17 protein-coding genes and 1 pseudogene are annotated in these 22,158 nt (G+C 67.2%); 6 read left to right on the top strand and 12 right to left on the bottom strand.

All coding sequences use genetic code 11. The annotated features are described in order from the left end of the window. Positions 1-918: 918 nt before the first annotated feature. From DKL51_RS26750 to DKL51_RS35870, 3 genes are all read right to left on the bottom strand, one after another. Positions 919-2,163 (bottom strand): M48 family metallopeptidase, encoded by a 1,245-nt coding sequence (locus tag DKL51_RS26750; protein ID WP_123809827.1) that lies wholly within the window; start codon positions 2,161-2,163, stop codon positions 919-921. A 1,129-nt stretch (positions 2,164-3,292) separates the two neighbouring features. Next, positions 3,293-3,469, bottom strand: coding sequence for a group II intron maturase-specific domain-containing protein (locus DKL51_RS37295; RefSeq protein WP_369008647.1), 177 nt, complete (start codon positions 3,467-3,469; stop codon positions 3,293-3,295). 475 nt (positions 3,470-3,944) lie between these two features. After that, positions 3,945-4,301 carry a hypothetical protein gene (locus DKL51_RS35870; protein WP_207783860.1) on the bottom strand — a complete coding sequence of 119 codons (357 nt, stop codon included), beginning with the start codon at positions 4,299-4,301 and terminating at the stop codon, positions 3,945-3,947. Positions 4,302-4,510: 209 nt separating this feature from the next. Here DKL51_RS35870 and DKL51_RS26735 point away from each other — a divergent pair, with 209 nt between their 5' ends. From DKL51_RS26735 to DKL51_RS26720, 4 genes are all read left to right on the top strand, one after another. Beyond that, positions 4,511-5,914, top strand: a complete 1,404-nt coding sequence (locus tag DKL51_RS26735) for a vanadium-dependent haloperoxidase (RefSeq protein ID WP_165823120.1) — start codon at positions 4,511-4,513, stop codon at positions 5,912-5,914. A 195-nt stretch (positions 5,915-6,109) separates the two neighbouring features. Beyond that, positions 6,110-6,706 carry a hypothetical protein gene (locus DKL51_RS26730; protein WP_109945032.1) on the top strand — a complete coding sequence of 199 codons (597 nt, stop codon included), beginning with the start codon at positions 6,110-6,112 and terminating at the stop codon, positions 6,704-6,706. Positions 6,707-7,711: 1,005 nt separating this feature from the next. Beyond that, positions 7,712-8,467 carry an AfsR/SARP family transcriptional regulator gene (locus DKL51_RS26725; RefSeq protein ID WP_165823119.1) on the top strand — a complete coding sequence of 252 codons (756 nt, stop codon included), beginning with the start codon at positions 7,712-7,714 and terminating at the stop codon, positions 8,465-8,467. Continuing rightward, positions 8,464-8,775, top strand: coding sequence for a hypothetical protein (locus DKL51_RS26720; protein WP_123809828.1), 312 nt, complete (start codon positions 8,464-8,466; stop codon positions 8,773-8,775). Before DKL51_RS26725 ends, DKL51_RS26720 begins: the two co-directional genes overlap by 4 nt. Positions 8,776-10,047: 1,272 nt before the next feature. Here DKL51_RS26720 and DKL51_RS26715 read toward each other — a convergent pair. Then, a complete protein-coding gene (locus DKL51_RS26715; RefSeq protein ID WP_165823118.1) occupies positions 10,048-11,700 on the bottom strand; it encodes an FG-GAP-like repeat-containing protein in 1,653 nt (550 codons plus the stop codon). A gap of 574 nt (positions 11,701-12,274) precedes the next feature. Here DKL51_RS26715 and DKL51_RS26710 point away from each other — a divergent pair. Beyond that, positions 12,275-12,607, top strand: a pseudogene (locus DKL51_RS26710) (transposase); the annotation flags it as partial. A gap of 242 nt (positions 12,608-12,849) precedes the next feature. Here DKL51_RS26710 and DKL51_RS26705 read toward each other — a convergent pair. The 3 genes from DKL51_RS26705 to DKL51_RS26695 form a co-directional block, all read right to left on the bottom strand. Beyond that, positions 12,850-13,404, bottom strand: a complete 555-nt coding sequence (locus DKL51_RS26705; RefSeq protein ID WP_207783859.1) for an alpha/beta hydrolase fold domain-containing protein — start codon at positions 13,402-13,404, stop codon at positions 12,850-12,852. After that, a complete protein-coding gene (locus tag DKL51_RS37575) occupies positions 13,307-13,699 on the bottom strand; it encodes an alpha/beta hydrolase fold domain-containing protein (RefSeq protein ID WP_123827041.1) in 393 nt (130 codons plus the stop codon). Before DKL51_RS37575 ends, DKL51_RS26705 begins: the two co-directional genes overlap by 98 nt. A gap of 619 nt (positions 13,700-14,318) precedes the next feature. Next, complete coding sequence (locus DKL51_RS26695) at positions 14,319-15,692, bottom strand: serine hydrolase domain-containing protein (RefSeq protein ID WP_109945026.1); 1,374 nt, start codon at positions 15,690-15,692, stop codon at positions 14,319-14,321. 113 nt (positions 15,693-15,805) lie between these two features. Here DKL51_RS26695 and DKL51_RS26690 point away from each other — a divergent pair, with 113 nt between their 5' ends. Next, positions 15,806-16,522, top strand: a complete 717-nt coding sequence (locus tag DKL51_RS26690) for a TetR/AcrR family transcriptional regulator (protein WP_109945025.1) — start codon at positions 15,806-15,808, stop codon at positions 16,520-16,522. Between the two features lie 1,332 nt (positions 16,523-17,854). Here the strand turns inward: DKL51_RS26690 and DKL51_RS26685 are convergent. The 5 genes from DKL51_RS26685 to DKL51_RS26665 form a co-directional block, all read right to left on the bottom strand. Continuing rightward, positions 17,855-18,439, bottom strand: coding sequence for a guanylate kinase (locus DKL51_RS26685; RefSeq protein WP_124812624.1), 585 nt, complete (start codon positions 18,437-18,439; stop codon positions 17,855-17,857). After that, complete coding sequence (locus tag DKL51_RS26680) at positions 18,436-19,494, bottom strand: AAA family ATPase (protein WP_165823117.1); 1,059 nt, start codon at positions 19,492-19,494, stop codon at positions 18,436-18,438. The genes DKL51_RS26685 and DKL51_RS26680 overlap by 4 nt, the downstream gene beginning before the upstream one ends. A 200-nt stretch (positions 19,495-19,694) precedes the next feature. Next, complete coding sequence (locus DKL51_RS26675; RefSeq protein ID WP_109945022.1) at positions 19,695-20,342, bottom strand: DUF2637 domain-containing protein; 648 nt, start codon at positions 20,340-20,342, stop codon at positions 19,695-19,697. Next, positions 20,339-20,758, bottom strand: coding sequence for a hypothetical protein (locus DKL51_RS26670; RefSeq protein WP_109945021.1), 420 nt, complete (start codon positions 20,756-20,758; stop codon positions 20,339-20,341). The genes DKL51_RS26675 and DKL51_RS26670 overlap by 4 nt, the downstream gene beginning before the upstream one ends. A gap of 137 nt (positions 20,759-20,895) precedes the next feature. Further along, positions 20,896-21,969: a hypothetical protein gene (locus tag DKL51_RS26665; protein ID WP_109945020.1), complete on the bottom strand. Its 1,074-nt coding sequence runs from the start codon at positions 21,967-21,969 to the stop codon at positions 20,896-20,898. Between the last annotated feature and the right edge of the window lie 189 nt (positions 21,970-22,158).

Raw genomic sequence — 22,158 nt, 5'->3', positions numbered from 1 at the left:
TACAACGCCACCGCGTCGGCCTTGAACTCCGCGGGGTAGTGCTTGTTCACCATCTGTCAGGGACTCCTGATCTCCCCGGACCATCACGATCCAAGGTTCAAGTGTCCAGGACCAGGGGGCAACTCCCGGGATCGTCGGACTGGCCGTTTTGGGGGTGCTCGCCTGGGCAGTTCGACGGCGAGCGCGGCGGTCTCGCGGTGGTGTATGGCTGGCTGCCGGGGTGCTGTCTTTTGGGCTGATGGGTGGGGCGGCTGTCAGTGTGAATGTGGACGCAGCCGTCTCCCCGGACGCTTCCCAGCCAGCGCCGTTTCGAGCCGATCTGCAACAGCTAATACCGACCTGGTACTCCCCAACGCACAGTCTCATCATCGGTGCGGTGATCGTAGGTCTCGCCGTGGCGGTGTTCCTGTTGGCGCGCACCAGCGACCTTGACTTCTATCAGTAGACGGATATCGGACCAACCATGGGGCCGCGGTAACGCCAGGCTTGCTTTGGAGGACAACCAGTTGTGCATCGAGCAACTGCGCAACAGGGGGCGGCAACGGCCAATGGCAGTGTGGGGGTCACGCTTCGCCTGACATCCGCAGCTGACATCAACGGAGCCGAACGCCGGCGAACACTAGCGGACGGATGAGGGGGAGGTCGCGGACGTCCCGAACGACGGCGGACGCCGTGACGATCGCCGGACGCGCCTTACAAGCGAGGGGTCAGAGCGCCGGCTCGGGGCGGGTCGACGAGGACCAGGTCTAGGCCGTCACCGGGCCGTCGGAGGCCGATCGTGAGCGACCAACGACGACCACTGGTGACGACGTCTGCGCAGGTGGCGAGGCGCGCTCGGCCCGATGGCCAGGTCGGCCGGGCCTCCTTACCAGTAGCTGGTGAACTGCATTGATGAGGCCACCCCCAACCCTCGGTTCGCTAGCCGAGCGGCGATCCATTGGCGAGATCGCGGGCGGTTTGCCGGTAGTGGTGGGCCAGGTTCTCATCGATACGCCTGTTGTCGGTGTGGTCGAGAGTCAGCGCGGGCGGGGTGTCGGGTCGGGAGGCGAGCATGCTCGCCCGCAACCCAAGCGGCAGCCGGGTGCCAAGCGGTGAGATCTCCCGTCGTGCGCTCGACCGGCGACGGTGGACACGCTCGTCACCGTCGGCGAGGATCTGCCCTGTGGCGTCCGGCCAGGCGCTCGTCGGCTGATTGGCTCGGGCCAATGCGCGCAGCCGTGGCACCAGCACCTCAGCGGACAGCATCGCGTCGAGCACGTCGATGGTGGAGGCGGTGCCGGCGACCGCCGCAGCTACGGCGTCGGAGAAGTACTCGGTGCGATGCGCGGTTGGTCGCACCAGTGCAGCGCCACACAGCCGCAGCACGGTGAGACCGCTCCGCAGCACTGTGGCCACTGGCATCCAGACGAGTTCGCTTATCCATACCAGGCCGCCGTTGAGATTCAGGCCGAGACCGCCTGTGCCTATGCTCGCTCCCATGCTCGCGGCGACAATTCTCGTGTCGTGAGCGGCGCGTGGCGTACGGGCCGGGCCGGGCGTCAGGACAGCGGTCAGCGCCTCCAGGGTGGCGTCGGTCCCGCCGATGAATGGCCCGTGCAGCAGGTCGCGGGTACGGAACCGGGCGAGCTGGACGGCGAGTAGCGCAACGCGGTGCGGCGGGGTGAGGGCGGCGAGCAGCGGGATGCCGAGAATGAGGTGGCGCCGCCGAAGGGGCCCGTGTGTCACGACGTCCGCGCCGAACCGGTCGTCGACGTGGATGACGTGCGGCGCGGGCGCGCCGAGAGCTGCCGCGATCCGGCCGGCCAGGGCGTACAGGTCGGGTGCCTCCGCACGGTCCAGCGCTGCGGCATACCGGGAGATCCGGGGCGCACGCGGCCATAAGAACACCGCCCCGCCGCACAGGACCAGGCCGGGAATCACATTCAGGCTCGGGAAGTGGCGGGTGCACAGCCAGCCGCCCAGCGTCAGGCACACAGCGAGCCCGAGTCGTACCGCCAGTCCGAACACGGCGGCGGCCACGCAGCCCACGACCCATTCGGGCGCGGCGGGTGGTCCGGCGGCGTAGCGATCGTAGAGCGCGATGGCTTGCCGGTAGCTGCGCCTGCACAGCCAGCCGTCAAGGCGTCGCCATCCGGTGCCAAGTGCCGGTACTTGCTCGGCCATCGCGGCTCTCCCGCTGTTACGTAGGCTGACGCTGGCTCGCTGCTCGCAGCCGACGGGACGAGGACCACGACCTCGGCTGGCCTGCACAGTACAAGCAACGATCTCGCGGCCAGGTACTCTGCCTGGTTGCAATCGTGTGGGTAGACGATGCCGCGAACGCCTGAGCGGTGGCGCCTTCCCTGTGTCCCGGCTAAGCAGCCGACGGGGCAGCCAAGCCGGCGAACAACGGCGGATGTAGGTGGACCCAAGCGTAGGTCGACGAGGACCAGGAGCACGCCGACCAGCAGGCTGCGGCCGACTCGCAATGAGCAGGTCAGCGGCCGATGCGGAGCGGACCGACGGGGTAGAGGTCGTGCGAGTCGCGCGGCCTGGCTGAGGGCCAGGTCGATGCAGGCGGGGTCTGGTCGGAACCGTCGCCGCTGATCTGGGTGTGTCGCATGAGGTCGGTGGCGGTGACGGGTAGGTCAGTGGTGGTCCATGTGCAGTCGTAGATGATGACGCCCTGGGCGCGGCGGGGGTGGGTCATGGTGGGGACTGGTCGACGAGCGCGCCGGCCGGCGCGCCGAGGGCCGGGTGCTGTCGTCTACGCGCAGGTGTCGGCAACCCGTCACCGCTGCTGCTGTTTCGGCCCAGTGACCATCGGCAATGCATCATGCAAACGTGAGTAATGAGCACGAGCGCGTCCGTTCTAGTCATCATCAGTGTTGCGATCGGGTTTCTGGCCGGGCGTGCCTATCAGGTCGCTCACCGGGCCTGGTCGGACTACAAGAAGGCGAAGGCGCTCGTGCCGCAGCTGTTGAAGGCGTTCTGGGCGGCTGTGCGGGGGGCTATCGTGATTCTTGCCGTCGCCCTAGCATGGATGGTTGGTTCCGCATGGGCGGCCGCATCCAGCAACTCGACGGAGGGCCCGTCGCCATCGCCGTCGCCGTCATCGCCAGCTCCGTCGCATGGTCGGTAGAGCGCGGGTGACGCCGCCGACGTGTCGTGCTCCGACATGGGTGGGTGACAGCCGGTTACCCGACCGCGGCCTGCCCGGCGTCTGGCCTGTGCTCTGAGTATTTGGCGGCAGGCAGCGAGACCGCCAGCAGCAGCTGGCCTAACACGTCGACAGGCGGCATCGTGAAGGTAGTCAGGGCCGGCGGTGTTTGCGTCGTGCCCATCGCAGGAACCGGTCCAGGGCGTAGCTGGCCAGGTCGGCGAAGGTAGCGGCGGCCACGCCGGGTCTGAAGTGGGCGCACCAGCCCGCAGCGCCGGGTTGAGGTGGCGGATGAGGGTCTGGAGCGGCTGGTTGACGTTGCGCCGGCAGATCGTCTTCACCTTGACCGTCACCGCTCTGATCGCTTTGCGGGACGGGTATATGTAGATGTGGCCCGGTTGGTGCCTCGTTTGCGGTGGCGCTGGATGCGCCAGCCGAGGAATTCGACCTTCGTCGATGTGGGTGGTCTTCGTTTCCTCCGCCGACAGGCGTAATCCCATCGGGGCCAGGACCGCCGCCGCGTGCTCGCACATCTGCTGCGCGTGCTCGCGGGTTCCCGAGACCATGAGCAGCCAGTCGTCGGCGTAGCGGACGAGCCGATAGTTGCCCAGGGCTTTGCGTCGGCGGGTGGCCCGCTGGCCTTGGGGTGCTGCCCGGCTCGCCGGGAGTCTGGGCGATGTACTCGTCCAGCACCGACAGGGCCAGGTTGCCAGCACGGGGGAGGGGATCCCACCTTGCGGCACGCCGGTGTTGCTGTCGCGCAGCGTCCCGTCCTGGCCGAGGGCGCCGGCCTTGAGGAACGCCGTTACGTCGTTCTGGTCGCCTCGCCGGCGGCCATGACGAACCGGCTCCGCCCGTGGGGACGGGCGGTGGACGCCGCCCACCTTGCTGGCTCGGATGATCTCTGGGACCGGAGGATCGCGAACGCGAGCCGGTGCGCTCGGTGCGCGACGGCGATGGTCGCGACCATCGGCTTCTTGCCGGCGCCGATGAGGCGGCGCTTGGAGGCGGCGAAGTCGGGGTGCAGGGCGATCCCGACGCCTAGGGCGATGATCGCCTGGCGCAGCTCGACCGAGCCGATCTTGCTGATGTAGACCTTGCCGGAGCGTCGCCCGGCCGACTCGTAGCTGGTCGGGGCCAGGCCGTATTGGCGGCCGGGCAACTGGCGCAGGCGAAATGGGACTGGGTGTTTCTGTTCTCTCTTCCGCTCGCGCCGCCCTCCTCTAGGCTTCGTTCAGTTGCCGCAGGTGATAGGCGTGTTGCTGCCCACCGACACCAGCGCGGCGCGGCCTGATGGCCAAGACGATTCACATTGGCCGACCCCGATCCGAGCGGCCGATGGCCACGAACTACGGGGTAGAGGTGTACGCCATGAGCCACCAACCGCGGTCTGCCAAGCTCATCTCCCGCCGCATTGTCCTGGCGGGCATTGGAGCCGCCGCCGCCGTCGCGGGACGAGCCCCACGTGCCGCAGCGGCGACCCGCGATCGGCATCCTGAGGACTTCGATGCGTCCGTTCCGCTCGCCTGGTTCGACCTGGCGCTGGCGCTGACGCGGACGACGCCTGGCTTCACGCCGCCGGTGACGGCGCGCGCGTTGGGCTACGCGGGTGTGACGCTGTACGAGGCCGTCGTTCCCGGATCCCGGCAGTACCGATCGCTCGCCGGGCAGTGGCCGGGTCTACGCGGGCTGCCTCGTGACGAGCGGGGCGGCAACTGGCCGGTCGTGGCCAATGCCGCGCTCGCCGGCATCCTGCGCTCGCTGTACGACAACACGAGTGCGGCCAACCTCGCCGCGATCGACGCATTGGAGGCCGAGCTCAGCGAGCGTGCACGCGGCCGCTCCTCCCATTCGGAGGTCGCCGCGTCGGCGCGGCGCGGTGCGCAGGTGGCGCGCGCGGTGTTCGACTGGTCTCGCGGGGACGGCGGCCACGAGGGCTATCTGCGCAACTTCCCGCCGGACTACGTGCCGCCCTCCGGCCGTGGCCTTTGGGTCCCCACCCCACCGGCGTTCCAGCCCGCGCTGCAGCCGAGATGGGGCGACAACCGCCCTCTGGTGTTGCCCGACGGCCGCAGCTGCGCACCCGACGATCCCACCCTCTACTCCGAGCAGCGACAGTCTGCCTTCTTCGGAGAGGCGCGGGAGGTGTACGACGCGGTCAACAACCGCACGCCGGAGCAGGAGGCGATCGCGCTCTTCTGGTCCGACGACCCGGGTGTGACGGCCAGTCCGCCAGGTCACTCGATCTCGGTAGCGACGCAGGTGCTGCGCCTCGAGGACGCGTCGCTGATGCTCGCCGCGGAGACTTATGCCAAGGTCGGCATGGCCGTGTGCGACGCATTCATCGCCTGCTGGAAGACGAAGTACATCTACAACCTGCTCCGCCCCGTCACATACATCCAGCGGCTCATCGACCCGACCTGGTTGCCGCTGCTGAACACGCCGCCCTTCCCGGAGTACACGTCGGGCCACTCCGTACAGTCCGCCGCCGCGTTCGGTGTGCTCGCCGACCTGTTCGGTGACTCGTACTCTTTCGACGACCACACGCACGACAACCGGGGACTCGCGCCGCGGCGTTTCGACTCGTTCAGTGCGGCCGCTGAAGAGGCGGCGTTATCCCGGTTGTACGGCGGCATTCATTTGCGCCCGGCGATCGAGCGAGGGCTCACGCAGGGACGATGCCTCGCCGAGGCAGTCAACGGGCTGCCCGTGCGCCGCCTGAAGCGGCACGGACTCCGGTTGGGCACCCTGGGAACGCGGCGCGATCGAGCGTAATGGCCGTGAGCGTCTCCGGCGACCATCCGAACCGCCCGATCCCGCAACTCACGCGGATAGGGGACTTCCATGGCATGACTCATCCTCTCAATCGAGTCTCCACCGGGGGTGGTTCACCCAGATGGGGGACCGCCACCTCAACTTCCACGATGACCGGGACACGCTCCACCGGCAGTGCCTATCGTCTGATGGTCGATGAGGGAGGCAGCCATTGGCGGCCACCACGCCGTCCGCTGCAACACCGAAATCGTCCGTGAGTACGCGCAAAAGCTCTACGAACCCCATCTGCACTTTCCCACCACAACGATCGAAGAAGGTAATATGAACATCCGCAGGAAATCGGCTCGCGCGTTCATCTCCATCCCTCTTGCGTTGCTGCTCTCCATTTTGGGCACAGGGGTGGCGCACGCAGCAAGCATGAACGGTGCTGCTGGTCAGATGCCCGCTTTCTACGACGGTACGCAGTTCACCGTCAATATGAAAGAGATGCCGCTCAATGCCTCAGCCGCACTGATCGCGCACAACCCGAGCATCAACATGATCTTTGCATCGAACGACCTGGACGAGGAACAGGATTTCATTCCTGTGATCGATGCCATCCAGGGTGACGGGTTCAACCCCCTGTGGCAGCAAGTCCTCATCGTTTTCAACGCGGGATTCACGCCTCACCAGTTCACCTCCGACGAGGCGGTCCTGGCGGCTGCGGCCGGAGCCCATCCGGAAATCCATCTCGTCGTGACGGACGAGGTGTATCGCTGTTCAGTTGTTGGTCCTGGCCCGAAGAGGCCCTAATAGCGTCGCACAATGAACCTGCCCGCCTCGCAAGCGGCGGGCAGGTTCTGCGGCTCCTTCAGCCTTTGGACGCCACGCCCGTTCCGGCCTTAGGGGATCCAAGGCCCGGAACAGAGGTGTCTCGTTGGTCAGAAACAGTCACCTTGCCGCCGACGTCACCGGCTTCTTCGGCACGGGATTGGAGCACCAGGGAACTGTGGACGAGCCCTCTCCCGTACAGCAGCCGAGTACAGCAACCAACCGCACCGAGCCAGGCCGCGAGCGACCGCAAGGAACCGTGTTGCCTCGCACGAGACCGCATCCGACCCGGTTGCCGGTAGTTCACACCGAAGAGGTCACTGGTTCGATCCCAGTATCGCCCACCATCGATATAGCGCAGAAGAGCCACCCTCGCGCGAGGGTGGCTCTTGCCGATTCCATCGTCAGTTGTCGTTGGGCGTCAGCGAGGCGTCCCGGGCCCTCGTGGTCAGCTCATCGTTGCGGGACCCACGCCACCGCTCCGCGTACCTCCCGAACAGCAGGCGACCGGCGTGCGGATCGACGTACCCACCGCGGGCGATGGCGGCTTCCGTCTCGGCCAGGAAGGACGCTGCCTGCCGGCGGGTCGGAAAGGTCTTGGCCTTTTGCCGGCCGCTGGCGTCACGCCAATTCGCGCGGAAGGTACCCGCTGGCGCCTTGACGATGTGTCCTATCAGGCCCAGCCCTCCGGGCCATGGCGGCTGGGATGATTTCCGGCAATTGTCCACTTTGACGGCCGATGCGGGTTCGATCGTCGCCGGCGTGGTAAATCTTTCTTCAGTCTTGACGATCGCACCGGCATTCTGTTACAGCCGACTTTAGGGCTGTTCAGGAGGCTTGGCGGGCGCTTTCCCATTGTGGTCGGTGTTGGCGGAGTACGAAGAACACGCGCATTCGGCGGGCCCGCCTCATCATCGCGAGCAACGACGATCCGAGACCCTGCGCAGCGAAGCGGAGGAGGTGCAGAGGCGTCACGGGGGAGGGGCTGTGGAGTTTCGGCTCTTGGGAGCGGTGGAGGCCTGGGCGGGGGACCGACAGATCGATCTTGGACCACGCCAACAGCGGCTCGTGCTGGCGATCCTCGCGTTGAACGTGAATCAGCTGGTCCCGCTCGACCGCCTGGTCGACCTGACGTGGCCTGAATCGCCACCCCACACCGCCCGTCATGCGATCCACGTCCGCGTCTCGCAACTGCGCACCATCCTGGCCACGGCCGGCGCGGACCATGGCAACGTGAAGATCAGTACGCGCGGCCCGACCTACGTCCTGCAAGCCGACCCGATGTCGGTGGATGCCCACCGCTTCCGAGCTCTCCTTGCCACGGCCCGCCTTGAGCCGGACGACCTGGAAAGGGCTTCGATGCTGCGGCGCGCGCTCGACCTGTGGCATGGACCCCCGCTGGCCGACGTGGCGACGCCGCGAGTCGAGGAGCTGTGCTGGGGGCTGGAGGAGACGCGGTTGACCGCCCTGGAGGAGTTGTCGGACGCGCAGTTGCGGCTCGGGCGGCACGAGGAGGTTGTCGACGAACTCGCCGAGTACGCCCGGCAGCATCCGTACCGCCAACGACTGCTCGCGCAGCTCATGCTGGCCCTCTACCGCGCCGGCCGCCCCGCCGACGCGCTGATCGCCTACCGGCATGCGCGGAGCCGGCTCGTCGACGAACTCGGGCTCGACCCCTCACCGCAGCTGCAGCAGCTGGAACGAGCGATCCTTCGCGGCGACCCTTCGCTGGACCTGCCATGACTCGCCGGCCCGTGGACCGTGACCGCCGACCCGGCCCCCTGCCGCAGCCCGACCAGGTCAACGACGTGGAGTCGCTGTCGGTCAGCGGTGGGTGGCAGCTTCTCGGCCGGCCCGGGCGGCACGAGAGTGTGCCGGTGTCCGGCGCCGCCCACCTCGCGTACGACACCTTCCGGGTGCCGGCCGGCGCGGTGGCCGTGTTCGAAGTCGGGATGCGGGCCGGGTGGGGCGGGTACGACGGTGGCGGGTTCGCGGACTTCCAGTCCGGCGACTTCCGGGTGGTCTGCTCGCATGTGCAGTTGGAATCCTGACCGCCCCACCGGTGGTGAGTCCCTGACGGTGGGGCGGTCGGCGGCCGGTACGGCTCAGCGCAGGCCGGCGGCGACGAGCTGATTGCCCTCCGGCAGGGCGGGCAGCGCCCGACCGAGGGCCATTGACCTTTGCCGGGAATGTGCGGGGGGCTGGTCGCTGTGGTGATTGGGGCTCTGGTCGTGGGTGCCCACGGTACCCGGACACAGTGAAGGGCCCTCAGAAACGTTCTGAGGGCCCCTACACGGGTGGGCTAGCCGAGCTGCGATACCCCGGCCCCTTGCGCCCCTGGCTCAGTGCTCGCCCATGGTTGTGGTGGTGGGAATTGGGCTGGTTGTGGTCTAGGCGGTTGGTGGCGGGGGACCAGTCAAAACTGTGAAAGGCCCGTTGTCAATGATGGGGTACTCGGATTCGCCTGCCTCCAGACAGTCCGTGCTAAGGCCCGGGGCGGGCCCGCGGCCGGTGCATACCTTCTCGTTCATGTCCACGAAGAGGGTGCTGGTGTGAGTGCCGGGGCGAAGCGGATGAAAGACAGGAGACACGGGTACGACGAAGGGCAGCCCGCGGGTTGCCGGCGGCTGCACATCATCGGGAACGATCCCGGATCGCAAGATTTCCGGGCCCGCCGTGACGGACTGCTCTTGGGGGGTCCCGGCGTCGATCACATAGCGGGCGCTCTTAAAGTTGGTGATGAAAGCTTCCTGTTCGGTCTCCGTCGCCGTGATCCAGGGCGGGACGGCCCGGACCCACTGGTCCCCGACCAGCGCCGTGCGGCAGCCAGGCCCCCCGGGGGGGTCAGCTATATCGTCGGTCGCGGGCGCAGGAGGGCCGATGATCCGTTCGCTGACGCCGTAGCGCTGGTTTAGATCCCGCCATTGCTCGCTCCCTCCAAGGAAAATGGGGCTGATGCACTGGTGGTTGCGGGGTGGCCCTGCCTCCGCGACGCCGGTCACAAGACCCACGCTTAAAAACAGCGTCGTCAGGATTGCCCCCGCTTTTGCGGACCGCAAGACAGCAGTAGTCATGGTTTTACCCCCTGTAACTCGTACGTTGTTTCCCTGTGGTCGTGCGCCTCGGCTGGCGCGTGAGGCACCGGGGGCGGGACCTGGCTTACGCCCGCGCCGCCCGGTTTAGGTGTCTTTGCCCGAAGCTAGCCTGCTGCCGCCTTCCCGCCGAGGATTTCGGGGGCATTCACTCCCGCGAACCGACTCGGATGGCCGCCGCCGAGGCGAGGTGGACAGCGGCCTGGACCTGTCCACCTCACCCTCGCCTGCCTAGGGAATGGTGCCGTCCTGGGTGTCGCCTTCGGCGGCAGTCAGGTCGGTCGCGGTGTCTGTTCCCTTCCCGCCGCTGAAATGGTCCGCGCCGGCGCCGCCGGAGAGCACGTCGTCGCCGTTCGCGCCGTACATCGTGTCGTCGCCGGCGTTGCCGATGAGCTTGTCGTTGCCACTCCCGCCGCACAGCAGGTCGTTTCCGGCTTGGCCGGAGATGGTGTCGTCTCCTTTCTTGCCGAAAATCATGTCGGCGCCGGTCGTGCCGCTGATCGTGTTCGGTTGGTTGCCTCCGGCAGTGACAGTGATGTCAACGGTGCTGGTGGCGAAGCCATCGCTGACCTGCGCGGTCACGATCGCGGTTCCAGTCTGGGCCGGGACCGTGGCGACCGTCAGCGTGCGGTTAGCGTCGGAACCGCCGACGGTGATGTTGGCATCCGGAACCAGTGCCTGGTTCGATGACGTCGCAGTCACGACGAGATCCCCAGGTGGGCTTTCCGCATCGCCCACGGTGAGGTTGATGCTGCCGGACGTGTCAGTCACGCATTGCCCGCCGGCCGCGACGGTGATGGTGGGCGGGGTGTTGGGCGTCGTGGTGTTCAACAACACCGAAACCGTGTTAGCGGTGCGGTTGGCGGTTGCCAGGTCGGGGCGGCCGTCGCTGTTGAAGTCCCCCACCGCCACTGATCTGGGGCCTGCATCGACGGGGAAGTCGGTGCGGTTGGTGAGATTACCATAAACATCGTCCAGCAACACCGACACGGTATTCGCGACATTGTTTCCGGTTACCGCGTCTGGGCGGCCGTCGCTGTTGAAGTCCCCGACCGCGATCGACTGCGGGCTATCGCCGACCGTGTTGCTGGACTGGGTATAGAAGAATCCGCCGCCGAAAGTGAACTGGAGTAACGTCGTCACCGTATTCCTTGGGAAGCTGGCGGTTGCCAGGTCAGGGAGGCCGTCGCTGTTGAAGTCCCCCACCGCCACCGAGTACTGGTCGGAGACGGAGGCGCCGATGTGGTTGGCGAAGCTACCAGAACCGTCGTTGAGCATCACCGTCACCCGATCGATTCCATTGGGGGCTACCAGGTCGGGGTGGCCGTCGCTGTTGAAATCCGCTACTGCCAAGGAGAGCGCGGAAGTGCCGACGCTGATGTCGGTGCGGTTGGCGAAACCACCAGAACCATCGTTCAGAAACACCGACAACACCGAACCAAATGAAGCATAGTTTGTTGCCAGGTCGGGGTGGCCGTCGCCGTTGAAATCCCCCACCACCACCGAGTCCGGGACGCCGCCGAAGGCGGAGAAGTCAGTGCGGTTGGCGAAACCACCAGAACCGTCGTTCAGCAAGACCGACAGTCCCTGGAACCCAAAGGAGACAGCCAGGTCGACGTGGCCGTCGCCGTTGAAATCCCCCACCGCCACGGAGCTTGGGCTGGTGCCGACCGGGAAGTCGGTGCCGTTGGTGAAACCACCAGAACCGTCGTTGGACAACACCGACACAGTATTCGCGGCCTTGTTAGCCGTTACCAGGTCGGGGTGGCCGTCGCCGTTGAAATCCCCCACCGCCACCGAGCGCGGGTCGCCGCCGACGGGGAAGTCGGTCGACGGACTGAAACTCACCCCATCCGATTGTGCCATCGCCACCGACGGCACCATCACCATTAGGCCAGCGAGCACGGCGGACGCCGCACCGCCAGCCCCGCCACACACCAAGCGCTTCCTTAGCATGTGCCACATCCTTTCTACTAGCGAAACGGTGGCCCCGGCCCATGCCCACCCAGCAAATTTCCGATCTTCACGCGGGCGTGATCTCGCCCCCTTCGTCCACCACCGAGCCGCCATTGGTCTGGTCGTCAATGGCCTAGCGCTTGAGCCAGCGCTGTGACAGCTTGGGTAGGACCTCCGCCTACCGTTTCCAAATAATCGACTGCCCGGCGCACGCGTAGTAACGGTCGTCGGTGGCACGGTTGCCACCAATCGCTATCCGTTGCGGGCCGTATTCCCCTCCCAAATCAGGCTCGTCCTGCTATCGGCGTTGCCGCCCGTGCCGCCCGTTGGTTTCCACAAGGCACTGACGAGGATGGCATCCCGCGCTCACAGCTGGCTCATCCCGCGCTCACGCGGGCGCATGGTCGGCTCAAGATTCAGGGGCTTCAGCGGCGGGACTGTGGATTTAACGGTGTTTCCGGCCTGACCGCTGGGCGTGGTGCTTGGCGAGGAGGGTGCCGTGATGACCGCGACACTGAACGATGTGACCCCACGGAAGAGGAAGCCTGAGCCGCCGGCGGAGGAGCAGGCCGCCGCCGAGCTGGGCCGGTTGGCCAAGGAACAGGGCTTGTCGCTGACCCGCCCGGACGGGCTGCTCAAGCAGTTGACCAAGACGGTGCTCGAGACCGCGCTGAATGAGGAGATGACCGAGCACCTGGGCTATGAGAAGTACGATCCGGCCGGCGCGGGGTCGGGCACCATCCGCAACGGCACCCGGTCCAAGACGGTGCTGACCGAGGCGAGTGATCATGTCGAGATCGACGTGCCGCGTAATCGAGCTGGGACGTTCACCCCGCGCGGTCAGGCCGCTACGTCAGCGAGAAGTCAGCAATTGGTTCCCCTTCATGCCTCCCTGGCCGACGTCAAACGCTGGCCGGATCGCACCCGACGGCATTAGATCGCATCGCTTGAAGCACCTCGACGGACGAGATCAACATTCACACCGAAGAGGTCACTGGTTCGATCCCAGTATCGCCCACCACCGATATGGCCAGAAAAGGCACCCTCAGGTGAGGATGCCTTTTGCTGATTGCATCGCTAGTCGTCGCTGGAAGTCAGCGGATCGTCAGCGAACGCCTCGCGGATGCGTTGATCCCGGCCGTCCGATCGGTGCGTGTAGAGGTTGAGGGTGGTCGACGGCTTCTCGTGGCCCATCACCGCCTGGACGTCGTTGACCGGGACGCCGCGCGACACCAACTCCGTCGCGTACGAGTGCCGAAGGTCTGCGACGTCTGGGAAGACTCGATCTCCGGCCGCCGCTGCGGCCGGAGAGATGGTGTCGAGCGTGAGGAATCCGTGGACCATCCCGGCCTCGCACCGGTGCCTGGCAGGAACGTCCGCGGCGGCCAGCCGGGCCGCATACGCGTCGCCCTCATCCCGCAACGGATCGTGCTCCGCGGTGACGACAACGGTGGGCGGCAGACCGCCGAGGTCCGCGGCGAACACCGGACTGACCTCGGGCTCGGCGCGCCGGGACGGGTCCGGAACCCACTGTTCAGCGCCCCACTCGGCATCGTCGGTGGTCAAGCCCCAGCCCGTGGCCTTCGTCTGCGTACTGGGATAGGAGTGCGTCAGATCGGTGTTGGGATACACAAGGACCTGGGCGGCCGGCAGCGGCCCACCCCTCGTCGCATAGGCGCAGGCAGGTGAGCGTGGCAAGGTTCCCGCCAGAGCTGTCGCCCATGACGACGGTAGGTCCTGCGATGCCGAGGCTCGAACCACCGCCGGTTGCCGCCCACCGGACGACGTCCACGCAATCATCGACGGCTGTCGGCCATGGGTGCTCAGCAGCCCGGCGGAAGTCGACGCTCAGCACGACCGTGTCGGTCGTGAGCGCCAATCGGCGGCACGCCCGGTCGTACGACTCAAGGTCGCTGATCGTCCACATCCCACCGTGGAGGAACACCACCAGCGGCCCGGCCGCAGCCGACGGCCGGTAGAGGCGGGCTCCGACGGCTGCCGAAACCGACCGTCAGATCCTCGGCCCAGGCGATCTCCGGGCCCGGGGGGCGGGCTTCGGCACGCAACCGTTGGGCACGCCGTAGCTCTGCTGCTCCCACAGCGCGGGCAGGAGCTCCGGGAGCCTGCCGAGCGGCCTGGATGCAGGCGGGCAGCTCGGCGTCAGCAAGCGAGGGATCGGTCTGTTCGACCATGCGGGCAAGGATGCCATGATCCCTCGCTCCGGACGATTCAGTCTGGAGGTGGGTTCCAAGCTCGGGGGCTTCGTGGCCGTGCCTACCCGACTCCCGCCGATCCACAACATTTGACGATCTCTCTCGTGAAGATCCTGCGCCGCGGCATCCCGCCGAATCGGCTACCCTCCGCCCCGGGGCTGCTGAAGAAGTCAGACGGCACCCCGGATGTCGGCGTACTCGTACGTGCCGAGGTAGGTACGCATGCGCTGACGCCGGCGGGGTCCATTCCGCGCGGCACTTGCTGCTGAAGTCAACGGGCCATGTTGGCATTACGCAGGAAGGCAGTCCGCACAGGACTTCCTTCCCGCAGTGCTACGCGACGCGGGTGGCGACCCGGCCGGCCAGGTCGACGCCGACCACCACGCCGTGCTCGTCGCGGGTGAAGAAGCCGCGCTGCCCCTTCATGCCGCCCTCGGTGATGATGTACTCATCCCCGTCACCGGGCAGCCGGCCGATGGCGGCCGGCGCGTAGCCCGGCGGCAGTTCGGTTACGGCCGCGGCACGGATCTCCGGCTTGATGTCGACCTCCAGCGTCAGTCCCGTCCCGTCGCCGGCGATGGTGACGTACATGGAGTCCATGTCATAGTCCCCGACGACCTCGCGGGCCCACGCGGCGTCGTGCGGGATCGGCTGCGGGTCCCGATCGACGACCCCCACGTGGTGCTCCAGCGCCCACTGGACGACGGCCTGGTTGAAGGGGATGCCGTTGGGGCCGGCGTTGGACAGCGAGACGACGGCGAAGTCACGCTCCGGTACGAGGAGCAGTTCGGCGAACTGGCCGTTGGTCGACCCGCCGTGCCCGACGGTGCGTACGCCGTCCACATCACGCAGGAACCACGCGATGCCGAACGCGTCACCGAGCGAGCTGCCGCGCAGCTCGACGGTCGGCTCCTTCATCCGCTGCAACATCTCGGCGGGCATAACCTCCTCGCCGCTTTCCGTGCGGCCGTCGCCGAGGTGAAACCGGGCCCAGCGCAGCAGGTCGGCCGCCGAGGATTCCAGGCCGCCGCCCGGGTTGTCGCCGCGCCATCGCTTGCGCAGCCGCGCGACGGCCAGCGCGCCATCCTCACCGGGGTTGTGCCCCACCGCGAACCGGCGGCTGAGGACGTCGCTGGCCGGATAGAAGCTGTGTTCCAGGCCGAGCGGCTCGAACAGCAGCGAGGCGACGGCACGTTCGTAGGTCAGGCCGGTGACCTTCTCGATGATCCGCCCGATCAGGTTGAACCCGGCCTGGCTGTAGGAGGCCCGCGCACCGGGCGGGCCGATCAGCTCCAGCTCGGGCAGCTGCGCCACATAACGGGCCAGGGCGTCGTCGCCCTCACCGGTGTCGGCGATGAACCCCAGTCCGAGACCGCCGGTGTGGTTGAGCAGGTTCATCACCGTGATGCTCGCCGCGGTCTGCTCTTCGGCGAGCCGCAGCTCCGGCACGTAGCGGCGTACCGGCGCATCCAGGTCGACCCGCCCCTGCGCGACCAGGCACATCAGCGCGGTCGCCGTGAAGGTCTTCGTGACCGAGCCGAGCACGAACATCGTGTCCCGGTCGACCGGCAGCGGGTTGTCGACGCTCGTCACGCCGTAGCAGGCGTACATCTCCTGGCCGTTGACCCATACCCCGACGGCGACGCCGGGGATTCCGAACTTCGTAGCGGTGGCCTCGACGAACTCGGCCAGCGTGTTCTGTGACATTCCGTTCCCTCCGTGGAACGACTTGAACTGTGTGCAAGTGGAACCTAGCCCACGACCTGAACGCTGTGCAAGTGATTCTTGAACTAAGTTCAAGACCTCGCTATCTTGGACGTATGCCGCGCGACACGCTGAACCGCGACCAGATCGTCAAGACCGCGACCGATCTGCTCGACGCCGAGGGCCTGGACGGCCTGAACATGCGCGCCCTGGGCAAGCGACTCGGCTCGGCGGCCACCGCGGTCTACTGGCACGTGGGCAGCAAGGAGAACCTCATCGCACTCGCCGGCGACCAGGCCTGGAACGAGATCACGCTGCCCGACCTGGCCACGACCGACTGGCGTACGGCCGCCACACAGATGGCCACCGAACTGCACGCGATGTTGACCCGCCACCCCTGGCTGGTGCAGGCTTTCGGCTCCTTCGTGGTGTTCGGCCCCGGCAAGGCCCGCCACGACGACCGCAGCCTCGCCGTCTTCGAAGCGGCCGGCTTCACCGAAGCGCAGGCCGACCAGGCGGCAGCCAGCGTCTTCACCTTCGTGCTCGGCAACGCCCTCGGCCCGGCCGCGGCCGACTCGCTCGCCAAGAGGCTCAGCCGCGACAGCGGCAACGCCGAGGAACTGATGCGCGCCAGCATGGCAAAGGCCCACGAGATCGCGGCGCAGTACCCGCGCTTGCGGGCGCGCCTGGAAACCGCCTCCGCCGAGTACGCCGCGGCACCCGCCGAAACGTTCGAGTTCGGCCTCGCGGCCCTCCTCGATGGCCTCGAAGCCCGGCTCGCCCCGAGCACTTCGGTCCGACCGGGAACCTCCGCAGCCCGCGAAGAATCGTAGACATGTGAACATGTCCCGAAGCCCCACGATCACCCTGGCCGGGGCCGCACTGGCGGCGACCTGCACAGCTGCCTCGGCGCCCACGTCCCCGGCGCAATCGGCCGGACCGGCCTGCGCGCCGCAACCCACCACGATCAGCTGCCCGAGCGGGCGCGCAGTGGTCAGTGTCGGCGGTGTCGGGACGTAGGGGCCGCCAGATCGACTGACCTCACCTTATCCGCATGTGGATCTTGCGCGTTGCCACGTACCTGGCTATGTACGTTGGGCTGTACGCCGACAAGCATCTTCGGTTGCGCCGAAACACGTCTCAAGGCAGGTCCTGACCTCCTCCGAACGCGCCGGGGCCAGCTCGCCGGCAATCATTACAAGTCGTGCACGGATCTGGTAGCCGCGATGAGTGCGGTCATAGTCGATGAGCGGACACCAGTCACGCCTTGGTTTGGGGCGCATCGGGAAGGTTGGCCCAGATCGTGATGGTGGGTGTACGGACAGGTGGTGCTCCCGAGCGCTTGCCGGTGGGGCGGAACCTCGGGCGTCGGCTGGCCCAGCTTCGCTGCTCCTCGGCCGCGTCGAGGGCAGGCGGGAGGCTCGCCGGAAGACGAGCCCCAGGTCGGGTTGTTGATGATGCAGATTGGCTTCCACTGTGGAGTTTTCAACGAACCGCTGCCAAGCGGGATGTACCGGGCACGTCAGGGCCGATTGGTGGGTAGGTGGCATGGCGTGCGGCGCAGCGACGACGCACAGCGGTGTGACAAAGGGAAACGCGAAGGTTCAGCTGCGGCGCGACCCTCCACGGGTGCGCCGCTGACAACTCCACACAGCGGGGCCGCTGACTATGGCGCGTGTCCGCCGCCGACCTGCCTCAACGGGCTCGGTGGGCACCCATACGGACGTCTGGTGCGCCAAGCAAACGACGCGGCAGGCTCGCTGTCCGGTGAGGCGTCGTCGCCGACCGGCCCTCAGGCGGGTGGGCACCCATGCAACGCTGATCCATCAGACGCACAAACCCTGTGTGGGTGTGCAAGGTATTGCTGGTGATGCAAAAGCATCCTTGGATGTAGCGCACCGGAGGATCGCGCCATAGCCGACTGCAGGTTGTGCACGATCGGGCAAAGCCGCGCTAGCTTTGGGAATCCGGCCAAGCCCGAGCTTGAGCGAATCTGTCCGGAGGATTGGGTAATCCGGATGCCGCATCGGACGACGCCACTCGGCAGCCCAAGATCCCCGCCTTCGTCAGTGTCGGGCGAGCCGAGGCAGGTAGGTAGCCCGGGTGACCATGCGCGAACGGCGTTTTCAGCATGCGCCTGACGGCACGAGAATCGGAGGCTTCGGTCACCGGAGTCGGCGTTGCGTAGCCGCGGTTGGTGCCGGCGCCGCACTCAGGGTGCAGGCGTGAATCATGACTGCCGCTGTGTCCGGCGTGGTGGAGTCGGTGTCGATGCGGCGGGAGAAAACGTCATCGGCGGCTCGGAGGCCTGCAAGAGTTTCGTCCCAAACGGTGAGCCGCGCGTCAATGTCGGTCGACCCGCGGGCATGGGCGCGCTGGGCGGTCGACTCTCGGGAACACCAGAGGAGAACGGTGGTCCATGCCACGGGAAACCGGGTAACTGCCGTGACTCCGGCGATCTGGCCCAGGTGAAGGACCGGTACCTGTCCGGTGTCAATAATCGAGGTCAGGTGCGGCACGTCGATGACGTAGGTGTTGCCGTACCGGAGGTTCTCGTACAACACCTGACGTGATGCGCGAAGTCGGATGAGCTGTTCCGGTGTGCCGATGCGGTAGCCGTCGGTCTTGCCTGCGCCGATCTTTAGGCGGCGGAAGGGTGTGTACCGCGCGGCGAGGCGGGTGAGCGCGGCGGTGATGGTGTCCTTGCCGGGGGCTGGCGGGCCGTAGAGGATGACGCCGGTCGGGTTCACTTGCCGATCCACTCCGAGATCCGGCGAGCTTCGTCGGCCAGCCGGACTGCACTGCCCAGCGAGTTGTCGATGAAGAAGTGCGGCAGCGCAGGACGCAGGTCCAGGTTGATCGAGGCGAGGTACTCTTGCCAGTGATTGAGCTTCCAAGCGTCCCGAGCCGCGTCGCGCATCTGAAGGTAGGTGTGCATGGTCTCGACATCAGCGCTGACCCAGACGATTTCCGGGTGGGCGCCTGCGGTGTCGCAGCGGTGGAGCAGCCAGCGTAGCCAGTGCAGGTCGGAGACCTCGGCCAGGAATGGCGCGGTGACCACCGTGGAGATGCCGTTGTCGATGTTGGCAAAGGTGGCGTTGAGCAGGCTTCGGTATTCGACGGGGCGTACCTCAGCCCGGTACAGCTCGCTGTGCCGGTCATTGGGATCGCTCTTGAGGGCAACGAGCATACTCTCAACCATTGGCCGGGTGAGGACGTCCTTGTCCAGCAACGCCCAGCCGGTAACCGCACTGAGGAACTTGGCGAACTCGGTCTTGCCGGAACCGGCGAGCCCTGCGACCAGGATGAGGTTAGTCTCTCGCTGGCCGGTGTGTCGGCGATCCGCCCAGGCCTGACTCACCTGTGACTCGAAGCGGTCCAGGTCGGGCTTGCCGTGATCGGCTACCTCGGCCGGGGTGGCGCGTTCGATGGCGTTCTTCAGCGTCACGGTCATCTCGCCCGGAACGTCGTGGGTGCCGCGGCCGACAACAGAGCCAACCGCGACGGTGGGCTCGTCGATCGGACGTAGGCCGACGCCGATGTAGTCCCGTGGGATGTTGAGGCCGACTGCGACGCGCACGTAGACGTCGTAGTTCTCGATCCTGCGTTTCCCGTTGGCGATTTCACGTACGCGTTGTTCCCCGATGTCGGTGGCTTGCGCGATGGCGCCCCAGCTCCAGCCACGTCTGCGCAGGAACTGGAGGAGCGCCTTGATGTCCCGCTCGGCGAGGACCTGCCGCATGGGCACGCCATCGCTCTGCTCGGTGTCCCACCAAGCCGGATCGATCGCCTGTCGCGTAGCCATGCGGTCCACGTCCTGTAGGTGTCGCTGGCTGATTTCGGGCCATCCTATCGAGGAACGTACCGCCAGCCGAGCATTTTGGACCGTCGGCACATCTACCGATAGCCCGTCCGGCGGCAGTGCGGACCGAAACGAGTGGTCGCCGGACGCGCGGCACTGCCAGCGTGTCGCAGGGCCGCTGTGGGCTTGCTTCGCCGGCGCCATCAGCGGACCTCAATTAGAGAGCGACCGCACTTAAGAAACGTGCGTGCGGCGGGCTGGCTGACGAGGGGCGCATGGGCAGCTACAAGATCAGCAAGGGAGGTGTTGGCGTCCGCCAGGGGCACGGCCACCTGGTCTTTGCCGGGAACCTCAACGACTAACCGCAGGCCGCCGCCGCTGGCGACGCGTCGGACCTGGTTCAGGCTGGGCACGGTCTTGGTGGTCTTCGCGAAGAGTTCGCCCACAGAGGACGCGCCGTGCTCGGCGCGGTCGACCACGGGCAGGTCCGGCGTGTCGGAGAACCGTTTCTGCGAGAACTGGGCCCGGAAGGCGGCGCGGCTGGCGGCGGCGGTGTCGAGGCCGTGAATCGTGCTGGTCACATCCGAGGCGAGCAGCGTCGACGCTTGCGCCGACTCCGGCGAGGAAGGCGGCGCCGACCAGCGCACCGGGCGTCCCGCGCGCTTGTCGTCCAACATCGCGGTCGATGCGACAATCAGCATCCCGTCGACCGAGATCGGCAGCACGTAGGCAACCTCCGGACGGTCGCCGAATTTCAGCGCGACGTGGACCATGTGGCGCCAGGACGACCACGCTGCGATGGACGCCACCGCCACCGTGCTGGCATCCCGTGCGAAGCGAGTCGGGTTCATAGGTTCACCTCCTCTCCGATCCGCTGGCGGATGGTTCGGACCTCGTCCGGGTCGAGCAGGGGACGTCCGCCGATGACCACGCGGGTCTGGACATCGGTCCATCGCTCCCATCGGTGGACTACCTCGTCGGTGTCCAGTCCGGTCGCGGCGGCGATGTCCGCGACGGCAGCACCTACTCGCAGCGCAGTGTGGATCATGGATGGCTGCCACCGACTCCACCACGCCACCACGGCGGCGGACAGCGCCAAATCAGTCAGCGCCTCGTCGCGGGACGGCCGCAGCGGATGCCCTGTCGCGTGGTCGTGGAGGTCGATGAGGGCTTGGAAGGCATTGATCTTCTCGGCGTCGTCGAACCGGGTCGGCGGAGCCGAGGCGAGGGTTACCGGATCTTCCGGCCGGCGGCGGATGGTGTTCATCGGGCACCACCTCGCGCCCGTGACCTGGTCAAATGCGCCGGCAGCGGATCACCGGTGACCGTGATGGGCGGTGTTCGCGGCGACGCGTCCGGCCCACCATGACTCATGAGCTAAGCGGTCCGGCGCTGCGAGGAGGGCTAGCTGCCGCGCTGCCACCAGCGGCGCTTCCTGGGCGGCGGGGCCGGCTCCTCGTCGTCGTCGTCCTGGGCGGCCCGGGCCAACACTGCCGTCGCCAGCGCTCGGTCGTCCGCCCTGCATCCGGGCGTGACGATCATCAGTTGTGCCAGTGACTCCTCGATCGTGACCAGCCGGTTCGCCGCCACAGCCGCGTCGAGCCGGGCCCGGACGAGCTGGCGTACCTCCTCCCGTAGGTCCGGTTCCCGGTACGCGGCGGTGACGAGTGCGAATAGTGCAGCGTCGGCGACCCAGTCCTCGACGCCGAAGGCGAGGTCCACCAGTACCTGGCGCCGGGTCGAGGTTGGCCACGGCTCGTCCTTGGCATGGTGCAGGATGCCGAGGCACACCCACGGCTGCATGAGTCGATACCAGTACGTCGGCGTCGACTTGGCCAGGTGCTGCCAGCGCGCGGTGTCCGGAGGGCCTGGCAGGTGCGCGAGGAGCCCGAGCAGGTCGTCCAGCGGCAGCTCGCCCAGGGGGTCGGCCTTTACGTACCCCGAGAGCGGCGACTGCCACGGCTCGTCCGCGACGTCCTGCAGTAGCCGGACCGCGGCGGCCGACGGCGCTGGCCCTGCGGGCAGGGGCTCCGTGCCGTCGTACCGCCAGACCGCGTACCGGCCGGGCCGTACGGGCGCCCGGATGTCGGGGGGTGGGAACTCGGCGATGCCGATGTCGACTGGGCCGGCGATCCTGCGGCAGGCGGTCATGGCGCTGGCCGGCTCCGCCGAGGACAGCCCGAGACGGGTGACCTTGAGCTGCTCACCGCGAGCGCGGCGGCCGCCGATCTCGTTGGCGACGTTGCTAATCGCCTCGCTCGGCATCGGCACCCAGTTGAGCCAGGGCCGCTTCGATCCCGCCATGGCGAACACCACTTCCGTCATTCCGCACGGGTGCGGATCGTCGTGTACCGCGATCAGTTCCGCCACGTCGCCGGAGGCCCGGAACCGCACCGCGTGCCGGGCGGCATCGTGGTGCGGAAAGGTGGGGTCGTCGGCCAGCTGCCGCAGGTCAGCATCCGCATCGCCGGAGAACATGGCGCGGAGCCTAACAATCAAGACAGTCAGGCAGGGGGCAGAGATCATCGGCCGAGGCCGCCGTTCGGCGACACCTACCCCTTCTCGGGTCTGACTCTCATTGCTTGTACCGGTAGACCTCGAGATCGTCGATCCTGTTGGCGAGGACGTAGACGTGTTCGAGCGCGGGCGCAGGAACTCGCACCCATG

The sequence above is a fragment of the Micromonospora globispora genome, from assembly GCF_003857015.1.
Classification (GTDB): domain Bacteria; phylum Actinomycetota; class Actinomycetes; order Mycobacteriales; family Micromonosporaceae; genus Micromonospora; species Micromonospora globispora.
This window is presented reverse-complemented; position numbering and strand designations above follow the sequence as displayed.

Excerpts from the sequence above, each read along its gene's own strand:
- DKL51_RS26750 (WP_123809827.1), bottom strand. The coding sequence starts at position 2,163 with ATGGCCGAGCAAGTACCGGCACTTGGCACCGGATGGCGACGCCTTGAC.
- DKL51_RS26735 (WP_165823120.1), top strand. The coding sequence starts at position 4,511 with ATGAGCCACCAACCGCGGTCTGCCAAGCTCATCTCCCGCCGCATTGTC.
- DKL51_RS26730 (WP_109945032.1), top strand. The coding sequence starts at position 6,110 with ATGAGGGAGGCAGCCATTGGCGGCCACCACGCCGTCCGCTGCAACACC.
- DKL51_RS26720 (WP_123809828.1), top strand. The coding sequence starts at position 8,464 with ATGACTCGCCGGCCCGTGGACCGTGACCGCCGACCCGGCCCCCTGCCG.
- DKL51_RS26715 (WP_165823118.1), bottom strand. The coding sequence starts at position 11,700 with ATGGTGCCGTCGGTGGCGATGGCACAATCGGATGGGGTGAGTTTCAGT.
- DKL51_RS37575 (WP_123827041.1), bottom strand. The coding sequence starts at position 13,699 with ATGTGGACGATCAGCGACCTTGAGTCGTACGACCGGGCGTGCCGCCGA.
- DKL51_RS26695 (WP_109945026.1), bottom strand. The coding sequence starts at position 15,692 with ATGTCACAGAACACGCTGGCCGAGTTCGTCGAGGCCACCGCTACGAAG.
- DKL51_RS26690 (WP_109945025.1), top strand. The coding sequence starts at position 15,806 with ATGCCGCGCGACACGCTGAACCGCGACCAGATCGTCAAGACCGCGACC.
- DKL51_RS26680 (WP_165823117.1), bottom strand. The coding sequence starts at position 19,494 with ATGGCTACGCGACAGGCGATCGATCCGGCTTGGTGGGACACCGAGCAG.
- DKL51_RS26675 (WP_109945022.1), bottom strand. The coding sequence starts at position 20,342 with ATGAACCCGACTCGCTTCGCACGGGATGCCAGCACGGTGGCGGTGGCG.
- DKL51_RS26670 (WP_109945021.1), bottom strand. The coding sequence starts at position 20,758 with ATGAACACCATCCGCCGCCGGCCGGAAGATCCGGTAACCCTCGCCTCG.
- DKL51_RS26665 (WP_109945020.1), bottom strand. The coding sequence starts at position 21,969 with ATGTTCTCCGGCGATGCGGATGCTGACCTGCGGCAGCTGGCCGACGAC.